At 70.2% G+C, this 16,013-nt stretch carries 13 protein-coding genes; 7 read left to right on the forward strand and 6 right to left on the reverse strand.

Annotated elements, in window-relative coordinates; all coding sequences use genetic code 11:
• Window positions 1-95 precede the first annotated feature (95 nt).
• A complete protein-coding gene (locus tag WMF17_RS27295) occupies window positions 96-533 on the forward strand; it encodes a hypothetical protein (protein ID WP_437596085.1) in 438 nt (145 codons plus the stop codon).
• A 201-nt stretch (window positions 534-734) separates the two neighbouring features.
• On the opposite strand, the gene WMF17_RS27300 is transcribed toward WMF17_RS27295, so the two are convergent.
• Complete coding sequence (locus tag WMF17_RS27300; RefSeq protein WP_437644073.1) at window positions 735-1,169, reverse strand: hypothetical protein; 435 nt, start codon at window positions 1,167-1,169, stop codon at window positions 735-737.
• 1,347 nt (window positions 1,170-2,516) lie between these two features.
• Between WMF17_RS27300 and WMF17_RS27305 the strand changes: the two genes are divergently transcribed.
• Window positions 2,517-6,878 carry a hypothetical protein gene (locus WMF17_RS27305; protein WP_437644075.1) on the forward strand — a complete coding sequence of 1,454 codons (4,362 nt, stop codon included), beginning with the start codon at window positions 2,517-2,519 and terminating at the stop codon, window positions 6,876-6,878.
• Between the two features lie 89 nt (window positions 6,879-6,967).
• On the opposite strand, the gene WMF17_RS27310 is transcribed toward WMF17_RS27305, so the two are convergent.
• Window positions 6,968-7,600, reverse strand: a complete 633-nt coding sequence (locus tag WMF17_RS27310) for a peptidoglycan-binding protein (protein WP_437596088.1) — start codon at window positions 7,598-7,600, stop codon at window positions 6,968-6,970.
• 377 nt (window positions 7,601-7,977) lie between these two features.
• Between WMF17_RS27310 and WMF17_RS27315 the strand changes: the two genes are divergently transcribed.
• Complete coding sequence (locus WMF17_RS27315) at window positions 7,978-8,349, forward strand: DUF3349 domain-containing protein (RefSeq protein ID WP_437644077.1); 372 nt, start codon at window positions 7,978-7,980, stop codon at window positions 8,347-8,349.
• A 213-nt stretch (window positions 8,350-8,562) separates the two neighbouring features.
• Here the strand turns inward: WMF17_RS27315 and WMF17_RS27320 are convergent, their stop codons facing one another.
• Window positions 8,563-8,760: a hypothetical protein gene (locus WMF17_RS27320; RefSeq protein ID WP_437596090.1), complete on the reverse strand. Its 198-nt coding sequence runs from the start codon at window positions 8,758-8,760 to the stop codon at window positions 8,563-8,565.
• A 248-nt stretch (window positions 8,761-9,008) separates the two neighbouring features.
• Window positions 9,009-9,677, reverse strand: coding sequence for a TetR/AcrR family transcriptional regulator (locus tag WMF17_RS27325; protein WP_437596091.1), 669 nt, complete (start codon window positions 9,675-9,677; stop codon window positions 9,009-9,011).
• 74 nt (window positions 9,678-9,751) lie between these two features.
• On the opposite strand from WMF17_RS27325, the gene bdcA reads away from it, so the two are divergent.
• The gene (gene bdcA, locus WMF17_RS27330) at window positions 9,752-10,462 is read left to right on the forward strand and encodes an SDR family oxidoreductase (RefSeq protein WP_437596093.1); all 711 of its coding nucleotides are present in this window, start codon (window positions 9,752-9,754) and stop codon (window positions 10,460-10,462) included.
• A gap of 322 nt (window positions 10,463-10,784) precedes the next feature.
• Window positions 10,785-11,165 carry a FecR domain-containing protein gene (locus WMF17_RS27335; RefSeq protein ID WP_437596094.1) on the forward strand — a complete coding sequence of 127 codons (381 nt, stop codon included), beginning with the start codon at window positions 10,785-10,787 and terminating at the stop codon, window positions 11,163-11,165.
• A 33-nt stretch (window positions 11,166-11,198) separates the two neighbouring features.
• On the opposite strand, the gene WMF17_RS27340 is transcribed toward WMF17_RS27335, so the two are convergent.
• Both WMF17_RS27340 and WMF17_RS27345 read right to left on the reverse strand, forming a co-directional pair.
• Entirely contained in the window at window positions 11,199-12,524 is a 1,326-nt protein-coding gene (locus WMF17_RS27340; protein ID WP_437644079.1) for a serpin family protein, read from the reverse strand.
• Window positions 12,525-12,914: 390 nt separating this feature from the next.
• On the reverse strand, window positions 12,915-13,109 hold the full coding sequence (locus WMF17_RS27345) for an Imm8 family immunity protein (RefSeq protein WP_437604315.1): 195 nt from the start codon (window positions 13,107-13,109) through the stop codon (window positions 12,915-12,917).
• A 651-nt stretch (window positions 13,110-13,760) separates the two neighbouring features.
• Between WMF17_RS27345 and WMF17_RS27350 the strand changes: the two genes are divergently transcribed.
• Together WMF17_RS27350 and WMF17_RS27355 are read left to right on the forward strand one after the other, a co-directional pair.
• Window positions 13,761-14,738 carry an ATPase gene (locus tag WMF17_RS27350; RefSeq protein ID WP_437596097.1) on the forward strand — a complete coding sequence of 326 codons (978 nt, stop codon included), beginning with the start codon at window positions 13,761-13,763 and terminating at the stop codon, window positions 14,736-14,738.
• Window positions 14,739-14,983: 245 nt separating this feature from the next.
• The gene (locus WMF17_RS27355; RefSeq protein WP_437596098.1) at window positions 14,984-15,889 is read left to right on the forward strand and encodes a glycine zipper family protein; all 906 of its coding nucleotides are present in this window, start codon (window positions 14,984-14,986) and stop codon (window positions 15,887-15,889) included.
• Window positions 15,890-16,013: the final 124 nt, after the last annotated feature.

A 16,013-nucleotide genomic window follows, 5' to 3' on the forward strand; every position in this document is an offset into this window, starting at 1 on the left:
GCCTGATCGCAGAAGGCCCGTTCTGTCAATGAGCTCGTACCGTCGGACTGCACGAGTCAGAACGGCTCCGAGAATCTTGACTTTGCGGAACGCGTTTGCTTGTCCTATCCGCCCGGCCGAACGCGCTCTTCGTCGTCGCGTCCGTGCAAGCGCTCCCCGAGGAGCTCACCGGGCTCGCCCACACCCTCACCGTCAATTTCCCCTGGGCCTCGCTGCTCTCGGCGCTCGTGCTGCCCGAGGCGCCGGTGATCGAGGCGCTGCGCCGGCTCGTCCGACCGGGCGGGGAGCTCATCGCGCTGCTCAACCAGAGCGTCTTCGACGACCGGCCCTACGCGGCGCGGCTCGGGCTCCCCGAGCTCTCGGACGCGTGGGTCGACGACACGCTGCGCCCCGCCTACCGCGCGGCGGGCTTCGAGATCCGGGCGAACGAGCTCGTCGAGGGGGACATGCCGCACCAGACGAGCTGGGGACAGCACCTCACGCTCGCGTCGGGCCGGAGGACGCGCCTGCTCACGGCCGAGGCGATAGGCTGAGCTCGGCGGTCGACCAGGCCAGAACGGCGGGAACACATCGGCGAGCGCCTGCGAGATCGGCCAGCGCGGCCCGTCGGGACCGGGCTGCAGCCCCGACGATTCGTCGCATGGATTCCAGGGCAGGCGGGAGCGCGCGGGCGTCTCGGGCCGGCAGAGGCGAGGGGCGCCTTCGGACGGCTCGGCTGACGCCGGCGCCCATGGTCACTGCGGTGCTGCGATCGTGATCGAGGGATCGAACCAGTAGTTACCGATGTATTCCCCGCCGATCGCGCAATAAAACTCGAGACCGTACTGGAGCGTTCCCGGCGTGGCGAGCGCCGGAACAAGGATGTACGGGTTGCGCTTCACGGGCGAAGTCAGGCTCGCGTCATGGCGGGTGACCAGGTACTGGTAGCCATTCTCCTGCGCCCACTGCGAGTTCGGCCCGACGACATAGTCATAACCATACGAACTGACGCGGGTGTCCCGGAAGCTGACGTCTCCGATGATCGCATCCCCGCCGGTGAGGTCACCGAGGGTGATCGGATCGGTCTTCCAGGTCATCGCGACGAAGCCCACCGGGGCGCACGCCACGCCGACGTTGGAGTTCGCGTCCTGGACGGAGATGAGGACCTCCTCGTTGAAGTACACAGTCACGGGAGTGTCCCCGCCCTGGTTGGTGTAGGTAGTGGGATCGTTCCCTCTCCCGTACTTGAGAGGAGGGTGCGACCCCGGATAAGTCTTGGGACTGCCAAACTGCCCTCCAGGATTCTGCTTGATAGAATTGCTATCGATCAGAAAAATGATGTGCATTGTCATGTTGTTCTCTCCTATCCTTGGGCGTTGACCGCGCAGACCTGGTACGCAGGCGCGGCAGCGGCGCTCCCCTCGGTCCGGTAGCAGCACCTGCGCGCCTCGCTTCGTTGGCGCGGCGTCACAGCAAGCGACGTAACTGCAAGCGACGTGCCACTTGAGCCGGCACTTCGGGCCCCCAGCGCAAGGGCGCTTCCTCCCCCAAAACCCCCCACAGGCGTCTGGTCGTCCGATCTTCCGGGCACGCCTCGCCCCCCTCGCGGCGCCGGCCTCGCCTCCTGTCGAGAAGCGCCGCTTCATTTCGGGACGCAAGGCTTCATCGCCCCCGCGCGGGTCCCGCTCGACGCGCCCGCCGCAGGTCCGCCTGGATCTCCGCCGGCGCTCCAACGGTCGGATCGGTCCGAGATCGCCCCGAAGCCTCACCGAGCCGTCCAATGGCGGCTGGCATCGCCATTGCAACATTCGCATCAAGGTGGTTGCCCTCGGCCAGGACCCGGACCTCGGCAATCCGAACCCGAAACGTCAACTCCTCCCAATGCAGGAAGCGCAGCGATTCATGACAAGATTCTCTCGAATACTCAGGGCGGCGGCGGCCATCCCCTTCCAGTAGGGTACAGCTATACGGTAGGATGCCTTCCGCTTGGTGCTACGTCGCGGCAATCCCAGACGTTTCAGGCGTGGAAGACCTGCCCCATCGCATAAGGCCCGTTCTGTCAATGAGCTCGTACCGTCGGACTGCACGAGTCAGGAACGGCTCCGAGAATCTTGCCTTTGCGGAACGCGTTTGCTTGTCCTATCCGCACGACTTCGGCCGCTTCGACCTGGCCGAGGAGCCCTGGCCGGCGGATTGAGCCGCCGGGCCGCGGTGTCGTAACGAGTCATGCGTGATCGTCACGGGTGACTCGAGGCCGTCTTCGCGAGCGCCACGAACGTGCGCTTGTCGTCGTGCAGGTTGTTCCAGACGAGGTCGGCCCGGTGATCGCCGTCCACGTCGGCGAGGTGGACCGTGTCCGGGAGCCAGTATCCCTCGGGCTGTTGCCACGCGGCGAGCCCCCGTGTCCAACAAGGCGCGACACCGCCCCGAACAATCCGCGAGATCCCGCCGCAAAGATGCTTGTCTCGAAGGCTGTGAACCGGTGCGAAACAGGCTGTTCGACGTGAAATCGGCTATGCAGGCAGCCCGCGCGCGAGGTGGGTAATCCGCTTCGTGGAGAGCAACATCGGGTCCATTCCGCGGTTCCCCGCCTGGACGGAGCCGAGGCCCCGCGCGCCGGGGGCGACAGCGACAGTCCACTGGAACCGGCCGGCGCTTGTCTGGTAAGAGTGCGGGCCATGGCGACTCGCCGCGATCCGAACGACGATGGAGAGGTGGTCCCGCAGCCGGGGCCGTGGCCGGTGCCCGAGCCATCGCCCTCCCCCGAGCCTTCGCCCAAGCTCTTCCCCGAGCCGCCGCGCAAGAGCGTACCGGCGCCGCCGCCGGAGCGCTTCCCCGAGCCGGCGGCGGAGATCCCGCCCAAACCATTGCGCAAGAACGTCCCGGAGCCGCCGCCGGCGAAGGACACGTTCTCCGATCTGGCGCTGGTCGCCCAGCCACGCGCGGTGCCGCGCGGCGAGCGCATCCACGTGCTCGACGCGATCGGGCCGACGGTCTACGCCTTCGTGAGCAACATCGAAGGGGCCGAGGGCCAGCCGTGGGAGGTCAAGTTCGAGTGTGTCGACGCTCGCTGGATGGATGCCTCGTGGCAAAAGCTGATGTCCACGGCGGCGGGAGCGCGGCTGTTCCGGCTGTTCGACGGCAAGCCGTTCGAGATGGTCTATCCCAAGCTCGGCCTCTCGGACCTGCGTCATCTGTACCTGGTTTATGCCTGGTTCCTCGGCGTTTCCATTGACTCGCCGGTGCTCCAGGGAGCGGCCCCGGTGTCGTTCTTCACGGTCATCCTCCCGCCCGACGATCGCCTCGTCCGTCCCGTCATCAAACACTGCGCCTGGTACGAGCTGAGGCTCGAAGGCGGGGCCCGGGCGGACGAGGCTTATGCCGGCGACTTCGTCGAGTGGGGCGCGACTCCGGACGAGGACGTGCGCAGCGTGCGCCGGGTGGTGACGGCGGCGTTCCGGCGCGTGCCCGCCTCCGGGCGGCGCATCCCGTACGAGACGGAAGGGATGGAGCGAGGCGCGTTCGGGCCGTCGGTGATCCAGGGCGGGCTCAAGGCGCTGCACTTCCCTCAGATCGACCCGCTGCCGGCCGGAGCGGACGCCAACCTGCTCGACGACGACGCGCCGCCGCCCGCGCCGCCGGCCCAGGCGCCGCACGCCGCACCCGCCGCGGCGCCGCGAAGGCCTCGGGCGGTTGCGCCCAGCGTGACGGCCCTGGCGCGGCGAGCCGGACGCTGGTTCGCGGGCGCCACCGCGCTGGTGAAAGGCACGCTGCACGACGTGGTGCAAGACGTCGTCGGCGACCTCACGGCGACGCTGAGCCCGCAGCCGGCCTTCGCGCTGCCAGGGGGCTTCGCGCTGCCAGGCCGCGTCGCGCTGCCAGGTCGCCTCGTTCCGCCGGATCTCGGGGCCAGGCCAGAACCCCTCGCCTACACCGGGAGCCCGCTCAACATCGCGCCGTGGGCCGGGCTGCCGACGATCGCGGGAGCCGGCATCGGGGCCGCCGGGAGTCGGCCGGTGCTGAACCCGATGGCCCGGCTCCTGCCGAACCACGCGCACCAACCTTTCCTCGGCACGCTCAACATCGGCCAGGGCCACTGCACGATGTTCGTCAATCACGACAATCACGTGATTGCCTATTTCGACTTCGGCTATGCGACCGACTTCACCGTGGGCACGGCGCCGGCCGCGCCGACCTCGCCGTGTCTCTGCCGCCGTCCGTTGATCATCCTCTCGCACTGGGACAGCGACCACTGGGCGATGGTGCGGCGCGAGCACCACGCCTTGACGCTGCGCTGGCTCGCCCCGCAGCAGCACATGGGGACAGCCTCGCTCCACGTGATCGCCCGCGTGTTGCAGGCGGGCGGACAGTTCAACCTGTGGCTCGCAGGCGGCGGCGGGGCCGGCTCGCACATGCGCTTTCCGTGGGGCTTCGTCGAGCGCGCCAACGGGCCGACCCCGCTCGACGAGGACAGCCGCAACGACAGCGGGCTGGTCGCCTGGGTGTGTGTGAAGGATCAGATCGGCGGGGCCGAAGCGCCGGCCAACAACGCCGCCGCCGCGGTCCCCGCCGCGGCGGCGAACGTCGCCGCGGCGGCGCCGGCCGCGGCCGCGGGCATCGTCAACTTTCCCAACGTCGCGGGCATCCCCGCCGGCTGGCCGGCCCACCTCGGGCTCGGCGCGGCGATCGGCGCGGCACCGGCGTCTCAGGTCGCGCAGACCTCGGCGACGGCCGCGTACGCGTCGGCGGTGGCCGCGGCGATGGCGGCTCCGGTCCCGGCGATCGCCGCCGCCTGTCAGGCCGTCGCGCAGGCGGTCGCCACCAGCGGAGGCACCGCGCTCGCCGCCGCCGCCGTGGCCCGCAACGTCGCCAACTCGGCGGTGGTCGCGCTCGCCGCGGCGATCGTCGCGGCCGGCGCCGCGCCGCCCGCGAACCATGCGGCGTGGGTGGCCGCGGTCAACGCGCAGCGCGTCGCCGTGGCGAACGAGACCCTGCCGCTGATCGAAGCCGCGGTGAACGCCGTCGTGGCCGCGAACGGGCTGGTCGGGCACGCCGCCCACCGCGCCATTGCCAACGCCGCCGCCGACGTGTTGAGCGGCGCTGCCGCGCCGGGCCTCGGCGACGTCGCCGCGGTGACCCACATCGGCGCGACGCCCCCCGTCATCGTGGCTGCCGACAGCCCCGCCGCGCGCACCCGGAAGCGACGCAACGCCGTCAAGGACATGCTGTTCGGCATCGTCAACAGCGCGGTCAACAACCCTCCCGCGCTCGCTCTCCCGCCGCCCCATCCAGCGATCCCGACCGTGGTCGGCAACCCGGCGCCGTTCACCACACAAGAGCGCTACGTGTTGCTGACGGGCGACGCCAACTACTCGCGCATGCCGACGCAGACGCTGCTCGCCGCCGGCACGCAGACGCCCATCGTCGTCGGCCTGCTCGCCACCCACCACGGCTCGAACCGCGTCGACGGCTCGCAGATCGAGTCGTACTCCATCCCGTGGGCCGGCACGAGCGCCGAGGTCGCCGTCGCCCGCGTCGCACAGACGGTCGCCGCCCGCCCCGGCACCGTCATCGAGATGGCAGTCGCGGCCGCGACACGCTGGGGCAGCGTCGGAACCGCCGCGGCGATCGACGCAGCCGCCGTGGCCGCGGCGAACGGCGCGACCCCGGTGGCGAACGGCGCCACCGCGGCCGTCATCGGCGCGCTCGCCGCCGTCGCCGCCGACGCCAACGCAGCGGCGATCGTCGCCGCTGTAAGCGCTGCGACGCCGCCCGCGGTCCGCTACGCCGCCGCGGCCGTGTGCCTCGTGGAGCGCGTCCGGCTCAACGACTACGCCGCCGCTTTCCCGGCAATCGTCGCCAACGAGCCGGCGGCGGTGGCGTCCGCGGCCGTGGCCGGCTGCACCGCGCAGATCCTCGGCGCTGCCGCCGCCGATCACGCCAACATCATCAACGCGGCCGTGGCCGCCGCGCTCGCGCTCGGGGCGATGGAGCCCAACGCGATCTCGCCGTACGACCTCGGCCGCTACTGTCTCCTGGCTGCGCGTCACGTCTACCCGATGCCACTCGCACCCGTCGTCGGGCTCGTGGCCCTCAGTCAAGCCGCGGAAGCGCACGTCGCCGCCGCGGGCGCGATGGCTCCGTTGATCGGGGGCCAGGTCGTCCAGGCGATGCACCCAGGCGCCCTCTACGCAACGCCGGTCGCCGGTGCGTTGTTCGGTTTGCAGCCGCGCTTCGTCGGGGTCTCTGCCCTCCTCGATTGCCTCTACGCGCGCCGCGCCGCCGCCGTGGTCGCGACCGCCGCGGCCATCCCCGCCGTCGTCGGGGCCTTTCCCCAGACCAACGCCGTCGCCTCGATCGCCGACTGGGCCGCGGTGCTCGGCGCCGAGGCGGGCGCCGCGGCGGCGCTCAACGTCGAGCAACTGGGCATCCGCGCCGCCACGAGCTCGGGTTACCTGGCCGATCCGGTCTACCCCGCGGTGGCGGGAACGGCGGGAGGGCGCATTGCCTACTCTTACGGTCTGAACGGGACCGGACACTGCCACCCGGCCGCACCGGGACCGATGGGCCACCCGCATCCAATCGCGATCGCCAAGTACCGGTCACGCGGCTGGAGAGAGCGGCGCAACACCGTCAACACCGCCGCCAGCCTGCAGCCGGACGCCAGCCCGCACGGCCACATCGCGCTCGGCTGGGAGAACATCGCCGCGGTCGCGCCCGTGCTCGCCGTGGCCCCCGTCGTCGCCGTGCCGGCCCTTGGAATCGTCGGCGTGGCAGGGGTTGCGGCCGTGCCCGGGATCGCGGCCTACGAGGGCCCGCTGCGGCCGGGCGCGGCCCTCGCCGGACACATCCAGTGGAACTGCGCGAACTGCGCCAGGGCCTTCAACTTCGTGGTGTGAGAGGCCGCCCGCCGGGCGGAGCTTCATGCGCCAGGCCGGGCTCGGAGCGCCCCCGAAATCGGACCGACCAATCAGGCAGATGCGCGCTCTCAGGCGCCGTGCACCGTGACGAGGGCTCGTCGCGTTGTTTCGTCGACCACGCCGGTCGGCTCGAGCTCCTGCGCCCGCTGGAACTCCCGCACCGCGGCGATCACCGGCGCCGCCCCTTCAGGCGCGGCTTCCGCCTCGTGCGGCAAGTACCCGAGGCTCACCAGGCGAGCCCGCACGCCCTTCTCCTCGCTCACCGGTGCGAGGTGCCCGAGGGCCAGCTCGTAGCGCTCGGCCTCGCCGATCGCGAGCGTGCCGCGGCGCGCGCCGGGCGGGATCCACGCCTTGACCCGGCCGTCGCTCCCGGTCCGCCCCTCGTGGGCGATGCCGTCGATGGTCAGCACGTAGGCGAGGTCGGCGCGCGGCGCGTTCTCGGCGCGCAGCTCGATGTTGAGCTTCTCGGGCACCCCGCGGCGGCGGAACACGTGCCGCTGCGCCGTCACACACGCCGCCGCGCCCAGGCGCTTGTCCGGGATCTCGACCACGTCGCCCGGGAGCAGCACATTGGGATTGCCGCGAGCCCGGCGCAGCTCGGAGTTCGCGGCGAGCTTCCACAGCGTATCGGGAAAGAAGCCGCGCTCGAAAGCAATGCTGGCGATGCACTCGCCCGGCTCGACCGTATGCTTCTCCGCCATCGAGCGCACGATAGTCGGAGACGCCTTCACTTGGAAGCGCGAACGCCGCCGCCGGGGCCCCCCTCCGCCGCCGGCTCGCGCCGCCAATGACCGAGCACCATGCTCGCTCCGGCGAACCGGCGATGTCCCGGCGACCGCTGGCCGGCGCCCCGTGCAATCGCGGCGCGAGCTCAGTAGGGTGCAGCTATACGGTAGGATGCCTTCCGCTTGGTGCTACGTCGCGGTAATCCCAGGCGTTTCAGGCGTGGAAGACCTGCCTGGTCGCATAAGGTTCGTTCTGTCAATGAGCTCGTACCGTCGGACTGCACGAGTCAGGAACGGCTCCGAGAATCTTGACTTTGCGGAACGCGCTTGCTTGTCCTATCCGCAAAAATTTTGTGAAGGGTGCCAAGGCCCGGGGCGTGGTATTCCCCGCCTTTATTCATCGTCCCATTTCGCTGCGTGGAAAACAGGAGGAAGCCATCATGACCGTGCCCGATCATTTGCGTGATACGTTCGCGCTCCTCTTGCGTGCGTTTCCGGACGGAGTTGCCGAGGATGAGTACATGCCGTTACTCGCAGTCTTGGCACGATACCTGTGCGATGAGAATGTCGTCATTGTCGCCGCGGAGCTCACGGGAAAGAATCGCGGGATCGTGCTGAACGATGTGTACGCAGCGCAGGAACATTCTGAAACCATCGATGTGGACCGAGTCGTTCGGCGTCTAGAGACGGTCGGGTTCAGGGAGTGGCTGAGTAAGGAAGAGTAGAGGTTAGGAGGCGCCCTCGCCCCCATCACCTGTGCTGGCTCCAGAAGATGAATCGAACTCAGGTGACTGCTGTCCCCCTCCGTGCCAGAGTGTGAGGGAGCCTGCGCCGGCGTTCGCACCAGTGGTCTTTACCGAGTAGAGAATCCGCACCGTGCGCCAACACGCCACGTGAAGACGCCGAAGCCGGTGGGGTTGGGGAGATGACAAATCCCCTCATTTTGTGGCCGATTCCAGCGAAAAATTGAACATGAAGGCGGGAAGGCGGGAAGATTTCCCAGAGACTTTGCTTCCCGTCTTCCCGTCTTCATGTGAATTCCCCAAAAATTTGAGGGGATTCCTCAGGTTGGGGAGCCGATCGCCCAGGCCCTGCACCTTCGATAATCCGGTGTTGTTGGTGTTGAGCTTCGCCATCGAGCGATGACCATGCGCCAGGTGCGCAGGCCGCAGATAGGGATGGCGTAGGCCCGGAGCGGATAATGGAGCGGTTCGCAGCGGCGGCTCTCGTTGCAAAGACCACCGTTTCGCCACGTCGCTCGATCCTCCTTCGAGCCCTCGAAAACTCCGAGATTCCGGCCCCTCGATCAGGCCAGTTCCGGCGACGATTGTGGAACAGCCGGGATGGCTCGATGGTGGGTGGTCGGGTGGACGCCGATGGCGCCTTACTTCCCTGCCCTGGCGATTGCGCCGCTCCGCGGCCGGGATTGTCCCTGGCCCCGCGCTGACGCCGTGCCTTTCGCTGGCGCTTCGAGCGCGTGCGCGACCGCTTCGCCGGCGAGCGTGGCCACGGCAGCGAGGCGCTCCGCGCCCACACCCTGTCGCGCCCGCGCGGAGAGGCCCGCCATGGTCGTGCTGACAAGATCGGTCACGCAATCGGCTTGCGCAGGATGGCGTTGCGACACGTACTGGTGGATTGCCTCCTCGGCAGCGCGCTGATACGCCGCTGCCGCACAGCGCGCCTCCGGATCGTCACAGCCCAAGCCTTCCAGCACCATGCAGCCGCGTGCGTCAGGGTCCGCGGCATAGCGCTGTGCGGCATCCATCAGGACGGCCTGAAGCGAATCGGCGACCGGGCGATCCTCGCGCAGCAGCGTGTCCAGCGGCACCCCGTGCTCGCGCGAGTACTGCGCCAGCACCTGCCCGTAGAACGCCGCCTTGCTGCCGTAGGCCGCGTAGAAGCTGGGCGGATTGATCCCGAGCGCCCCAGTCACCGCAGCAATGCTGACCGCGTCGTAGCCCTGTACGTGGAACAGCCGCTGGGCCGTGGACACCGCCGCCTCGGCATCGAAACACCGTGGCCGGCCACGCGGGCGACCTATTTTTGTAGTCATCGCTAAATTTTCCTTGACGGCGTCACTTGGCGACTGTAGCATGCGCTACATAAATCCACAACAGGAGCGGTTCCATGATGTTCAAGCAGAAGCGGGCATTGGTTCTCGGCGGCAGCCGCGGCATCGGTGCGGCCATCGTCCGTCGGCTCGCCGCCGAGGGCGCGCAGGTCAGCTTCACCTATGCCGGATCGGAGGCCGCGGCGCGCCAGGTGGCCAACGAGACCGGCAGCTTGGCGGTGCAGGCCGACAGCGCCGAGCGCGACGTGGTGATCGCCACCGTCCGCGAACACGGGCCACTGGACGTACTGGTGGTCAATGCCGGCATCGGCGTGTTCGGTGATGCCCTAGAACTCGATCCCGATGACGTCGACCGGCTGTTCGCGATCAACATCCACGCCCCCTACCACGCCTCGGTGGAAGCGGCCCGGCAGATGCCGGAGGGCGGTCGCATCGTCATCATCGGCTCGGTCAACGGCGATCGCATGCCCATTCCCGGCATGGCCGCCTATGCGCTGAGCAAGTCGGCCCTGCAGGGCCTCGCACGCGGGCTTGCGCGCGACTTCGGTCCGCGCGGCATCACCATCAACGTGGTCCAGCCGGGCCCGATCGATACCGACGCCAATCCCGCCGACGGCCCCATGAAGGACCTGATGCACAGCTTTATGGCCATCAAGCGCCACGGCCGCCCGGAAGAGGTCGCCGCCATGGTGGCCTGGCTCGCCGGACCGGAAGCCGGCTTCGTGACCGGCGCCATGCACACCATCGACGGTGCGTTAGGGGCTTGAGTGGGAGCTGAGGCAAGGCCGGCCGGTCAGCCGGCCTTGCGGACGAGAGAACTGCCCGACAGACCGGCGCCGAAGGATGCCGCACAAGCCTTTGACAGCTCTACGTGAGCAACACGAACGCGCATCGTGCTCCCGCCATTCTCAGTAGGGTACAGCTATACGGTAGGATGCCTTCCGCTTGGTGCTACGTCGCGGTAATCCCAGGCGTTTCAGGCGTGGAAGACCTGCCTGATCGCATAGGGCCCGTTCTGTCAATGAGCTCGTACCGTCGGACTGCACGAGTCAGGAACGGCTCCGAGAATCTTCACTTTGCGGAACGCGTTTGCTTGTCCTATCCGCCGCGGCGGCGGGCGAGGAGGGCCGGCTCCGCTTCACGGACGGCACGACGGTCGCGCTCGCGCCGGGCAGCGCGCTGCGCGTGGCGGAGGTCGACGCGGCCGGAGCGCGCATGCTGCTCGAGGACGGCCGCGCGTCGCTGCGCGTCGTCCCGCGGCCGAGGGCGCGCTGGTCGGTCGAGGCGGGGCCGTTCGCCGTGCTGGTGACCGGCACGGAGTTCGACGTGGCCTGGACGCACGGCGACGGCACGCTGCGCGTCGACCTGCGCGAGGGGAGCGTGACGGTGCGCGGGCCGCTCGCGCCCGACGGGCTGCCGCTCCGCGCCGGGGCTGCGCGGGAGCGCGCCGGGAAGCTCATCGGAGGCTAGCGCGTCGGCGCCCGCCCCGAGGGCCCAAGGAGCTCAGCGCGCCGTCGGGTCGTTGACGCGCCCCGCGAAGAGGAGCGCCCCCGTCGGCCCATCGCTGATGAAGAAGAAGAACGGGCGGTCCAGGACGATCGCCGCGGGCTCGTGGAAGATGCCCACGCCCGCCGAGGCGAGGACGACCGCCGTCGCCGCCGCCGCCTCCGTCCCGGCCTCGTCGACCCCGATGAATGCCTGGTGAATGACGTCATCGATGTAGATCCCCCGGTTCCCGGTGATGCCCGAGAAGTCGGCGCCGGGGTCGAACGCGATCTCCATGCCGAGCTCGCTGAGCGGCTGCTCGAGAAGGGGGGACGAGCGGAACGAGAACTTCGGCATGGTGATGTCGACCGACCGCTCCTGCATCGAGGCGATGATCTCCTCGAGCGCCGCACCGTCGAGCGACTCCAGGAACGCGTCCGCCGTCCCCTCGGCAGGCAGCACGAGGAACATCGAGACGGGGGTCCCCGCATAAGGGATCTCCACCGCTTCCCAACCGTCGCCGGCGCCGTAGCGCGTCTCCTGCGTGCCGCGCATCATCGGGACGGTGACGCTCGTGGCGTCGCCGCGCCGGAACGTCCCGGGCTTGGTGGCGCGCTCCTCGAACGGCGTGCGCCACGCGGCGTCGAAGTAGATCGCGTTGACGAGCACGTACTCCGTCCCGCCCATGGGCACGCTGGCCAGCAGATTCGATATCTTGCCCTCCGTGTGATGGCTCACCCACTTGTTGATGAGGTCCGCCCCCTCCTCCGCGGAGTCGAAGTTCGCGAGCCGCACGTGCGCCCCATAGTGCTCGCCGAGCACCTTCAAGAACGGCGGCTCGATCCTGAAGCTCTGCGACCAGATCGCGTTGGCCGTGTGGAGCCGGAAGCCGCCTCCCTCCGTTCCGCCGGAGTCCCTGGCGCGCTTCCGGAGCTCGAGGTCCACGGCGTTGAACGCCGGGTGCAGCCGCGCCTGGGGCAGCTCGAACCGCATCGCCTCGGCCATCGCCTCTTCCGTCGTGGTCCGCGCGCCCGCGTAGGTCATCGCGAGCGCTGTCGAGATGCTGAAGGGCGAGTAGACGAGGTTATGGTCCGAGCTCTGGAGCGCGCGCCCGAGATCGAGCGCGAAGCTCGCGTTGTTGCGCGCGAGCGACGCCAGATCCTCCGCCGGGACGCTCGGGTTCTCGACCCGCGGAGCGTCCGAGGGCACAACGCAGCCAGGCTTCGCCTCGAAGCACTCGATCCAGCCCCCGGTCGAGCCGCCCCCTCCCGCCCCGCCGCCGGCCGAGCCGCCCCCTCCCGGTCCCCCGCCCTGCTCCGAGCCGCACCCAACCAGAACCGCCATGAACGCGGCGATCAAGCCCATCGTCGTTCGCATGACGCCGGGACAAAGCAAGCTGCGCGCCCGGAGGACGCTGCGCGGGAATGCTGATGAAACAACGATGTCTTGGCCCCAGTGGTGTGCCACGCGCCGCGAGGGAGTCGGACACAGATTGTGCCATGATGTACCGCCGGCCGCGTGGCCGGTGGTCGACACGCAGCTATGCGCGCGCGTGGCACCGGCGGCTTCCCCTTCCTCCGTCGCGCCCGCGGCGATGTGATGGAGGACAGGGTCGACGTCTACGAGCTGAAGTGATCCGCGGAGGCAGAAGGAGCCGCGCGGCAGGGCGGTCCGGGCGGCACGTTCGGCAAGCGCATCGGAGGCCAGCGCGTCGTCGCCCGGGCTCGTCTCGCGTCACGGCTCCCGGTAGCCCTCGTACTCCCAGGCGAAGTAACGCCGGAGGTTCTCGACGCAGGCGGGCCAGGTCTCGGCCTCGCAGGACGCGACGGTCTTCTCGAGCCAGCGCCAGAGATCGTCGAAGTCGTACCGGCGCATCACGAGCAGCGGGCGGGTGGCGAGGATTCCGTCGCGCGACTCCAGCCGGTCCAGCCCCGCGGCTCCCGGTCAGAAGTGTTACCAGGGCTCCGCTCGTACACCCTCCTGCGCAGCCTCGCCGCCCCTCCTACGCAGCTCCGCCGCCCTCCCACGCAGCCCCGCCGCCCCTCCCACGCAGCCCCGCCGCCCCTCCTGCGCAGCCTCGCCGCCCCTCCTGCGCAGCCTCGCCGCCCCTCCTGCGCAGCTCCGCCACCCTCCTGTGCGCCCCATTCGGTGAACTACGCCACGTTCGCGCGGCTCCTGCGCAGCCTCGTCACCCCTCCTGCGCACCCGCTTGTGTGTCCTACGCAACAGATCGTTCCCTCCTGTGCAGCCTCGCCACCCTTCCTGCGCAGCTCCGCACCCCTCCTGCGCAGCTCCGCACCCCTCCTGCGCACCGATTTCTGTGTCCTTCGCAACACTCTCCCCCTCCTGCGCATCCCCGCCAGCGCCGTGGCCCGCTGCTCGCCGCACGGCGCCGGGCACGCCGCCCCGCTCGACTCCGCGGCACACCGCCGCTCTCAACCCTCAAGCCCGGTACGCCACGCGCGACGTGACGGAAACGTGCTTTCCACTGGCCCATGCCCTGAGTCGCCAATACCTTCGCCAATCCTCCGCCCCTCATTCCGAGGGGCGCCGGCCCCGACAAGGAGGCGTATCTCTACCATGGCAACGAAGGTATCCACCACCACGTCCACCACGTCATCCGCGACCAGCAGGGCTTCAAGGAAGCACGCTTCGCGCGACGCGCAGGGCGCGCCTCGCTCCTCCGCCAGAGCAGCAGCGTACGCGCTCGGCGCCGCCCGGGAGGCCGAGCTCCTCCAAGAGGCCGAGTCGCTCGGCGAGAACACCCTTATTTTTCCCGGCAAGCTCGCCCGGCGCGTCATCTGGGCGAGCCGCATCCAGCTCGCCGCCGAGCGCGACGCGGCGGATCTCGTCCGCACCCCCTTCCCCGAGGACGACCCGCCGCTCACCCTCGAGGAGATCCACGGGCTCCGCGACAAGATCGAGCTCCTGCGCGTCACGCAATCGCGCTGGCAAGCTGCGCATCAGCGCCAGGAGCAGGCCGCCGCGACCTTCGCGAAGCCGGCCGCCGAGGCCGCCCTGCACCGACAAACGCTCCTCCGCTTCTTCGACCTCCGCTTCAAGAAGAGCGCCGAGGGGCAAAAGCGGCTCATGGCGATCCGCGCGGGCAGCGGCGACGCGGATCTGGTCCAGGACGTCTCCGACCTCCTCTTGCTCTGCTCCGAGCACGCCGAGGCCGTCGACAAGGCCCCTCGAGGCGAGGCCGCCGCCGTGGCCCGCCTCCGCGAGCTGTCACCGCTGCTCGCGCGCATGCTCGCCGACAAGACGCTCTCGCCCGAGGCGCTGCGCTCGCGCAAGCTCCGCGACGCCGCGTACACGCTCGTCGTGATCGCCGAGCGAAGGCTGCGCGCCGCCGCGGAGTACTGGTATGCCGGCACTGACAAGATGAAGGCCTATGCGCCTTTCCCCGTCTCCCGTGGCGCCGCGTCCACCGGAGGAGAAGAGGAAGGCGAGACCGCCGCGGAGGACGAGGGCGCGGAGGACGAGGGCGAAACGGAAGACGAAGCGCCGGAAGACGTCGCCCCGGCCGAGGAGGAAGACGAGCAAGGATCGCCCTGAACCGCCGCCGCGGCCAGGCCGCGCCGCGCGCTCGCGCCCTGGCGCTCTGTCCGCAGGCCGATCGGCCCCGGATCGGCGCGCCGCTCCACGGACGCCTGCCGGGACATGTCAAGTCTTTTCGGCGGCATGCCGGACGGCCGAATTTGGCCCCGCTCCTCCCCTCCCTGTGATCCAATCGGGGCGCCGGTCGCGGGCGCCGCATCGCGCCTCGTTCCCCCGCGCCTGCACCCTGCTCGCGTCTGCCCATGGCCGAGGTGCTCGCCGCATCGCTGATGTTCCCTGCCGTGATCTTCACGGTCGTGCTCGCGCTCGCCCTCATCTACTGGCTGTTCGTCCTCGTGGGCGCGCTCGACCTCGACCTGCTCGGCGGCGCCCACGGCGACGCGATGCCCGAGCTCGGCGGGCTCGAGGGCGCCGCCAAGGGCGCGCTCGAGGGCGCCGCCAAGGGCGCGCTCGAGGGCGCCGCCAAGGGCGCGCTCGAAGGCGCCGCCAAGGGCGCGCTCGAGGGCACCGCCAAGGGCGCGGTCGAGGGCGTGGCCGACGCGGCCGACGGCGCGCACGGCCTCGGCTCGGTGCTCGTGGCCCTGGACCTCCACCGCGTGCCCGCGACCGTGACGCTCACGCTGATCGCGGCGTTCGGCTGGTTCACGAGCGCCCTGTCCACGCTGGCCGTCGAGCCGCTCTGGGTCGGCTGGGGGCTGCCGCGCTGGGCGCTCGGCCTCGCGGTGCTCGCGGGGTCGCTCGTCGTCGCCGTGCTGCTCACCTCGCTCGCCGTGCGGCCGCTCGGGCCGCTCTTCGTGACCCGGCACGGCCAGGCGAAGAAGGACCTCGTGGGCCGCGTGTGCGTCATCTCCACCGGGCGCGTCGACGAGCGCTTCGGCCAGGCGGTGATCGACGAAGGCGGCGCGAGCCACATCCTCGACGTCCGGAGCGACACGCCCGGCGCCCTCCGCCGCGGCGACCGCGCGCTGCTCGTGAGCTGGGACCCCGACGGGGAGGTCTTCAGCGTCGAGCCGCTCGATGCCCTGCTCGGCCCGCCCCCTCCCCTCGCCGGGCGGCTTGCGTCCCGCGTGGAAGCGCCCCCGGAGGGCGCCGAGGACGAGCCCACCCCCGCGGTGCGACCCCGGGACGAGCAGCGGCGCGGCGGCTGAACGCCGCTGGCGCGCCGGCGGTTTCGTGTACGCTCTCGCCTGAGGGGGTGTCGTGTGGCCCCCGACCCGGCTCGGAGCGGGCTTGGGCGTTCGACCCTCGCGACGTGAACGCGAGGGTCAGCGC

This window comes from Sorangium sp. So ce362 (assembly GCF_051519845.1).
In the GTDB taxonomy this organism is placed as follows: domain Bacteria; phylum Myxococcota_A; class Polyangia; order Polyangiales; family Polyangiaceae; genus Sorangium.

Bases quoted from the DNA above. Each gene is read 5' to 3' on its own strand.
- WMF17_RS27320 (WP_437596090.1), bottom strand. From the start codon at position 8,760: ATGGCGAAGCTCAACACCAACAACACCGGATTATCGAAGGTGCAGGGC.
- WMF17_RS27310 (WP_437596088.1), bottom strand. From the start codon at position 7,600: ATGGCGGAGAAGCATACGGTCGAGCCGGGCGAGTGCATCGCCAGCATT.
- WMF17_RS27355 (WP_437596098.1), top strand. From the start codon at position 14,984: ATGGCCGAGGTGCTCGCCGCATCGCTGATGTTCCCTGCCGTGATCTTC.
- WMF17_RS27325 (WP_437596091.1), bottom strand. From the start codon at position 9,677: ATGACTACAAAAATAGGTCGCCCGCGTGGCCGGCCACGGTGTTTCGAT.
- WMF17_RS27350 (WP_437596097.1), top strand. From the start codon at position 13,761: ATGGCAACGAAGGTATCCACCACCACGTCCACCACGTCATCCGCGACC.
- bdcA (WP_437596093.1), top strand. From the start codon at position 9,752: ATGATGTTCAAGCAGAAGCGGGCATTGGTTCTCGGCGGCAGCCGCGGC.
- WMF17_RS27340 (WP_437644079.1), bottom strand. From the start codon at position 12,524: ATGGCGGTTCTGGTTGGGTGCGGCTCGGAGCAGGGCGGGGGACCGGGA.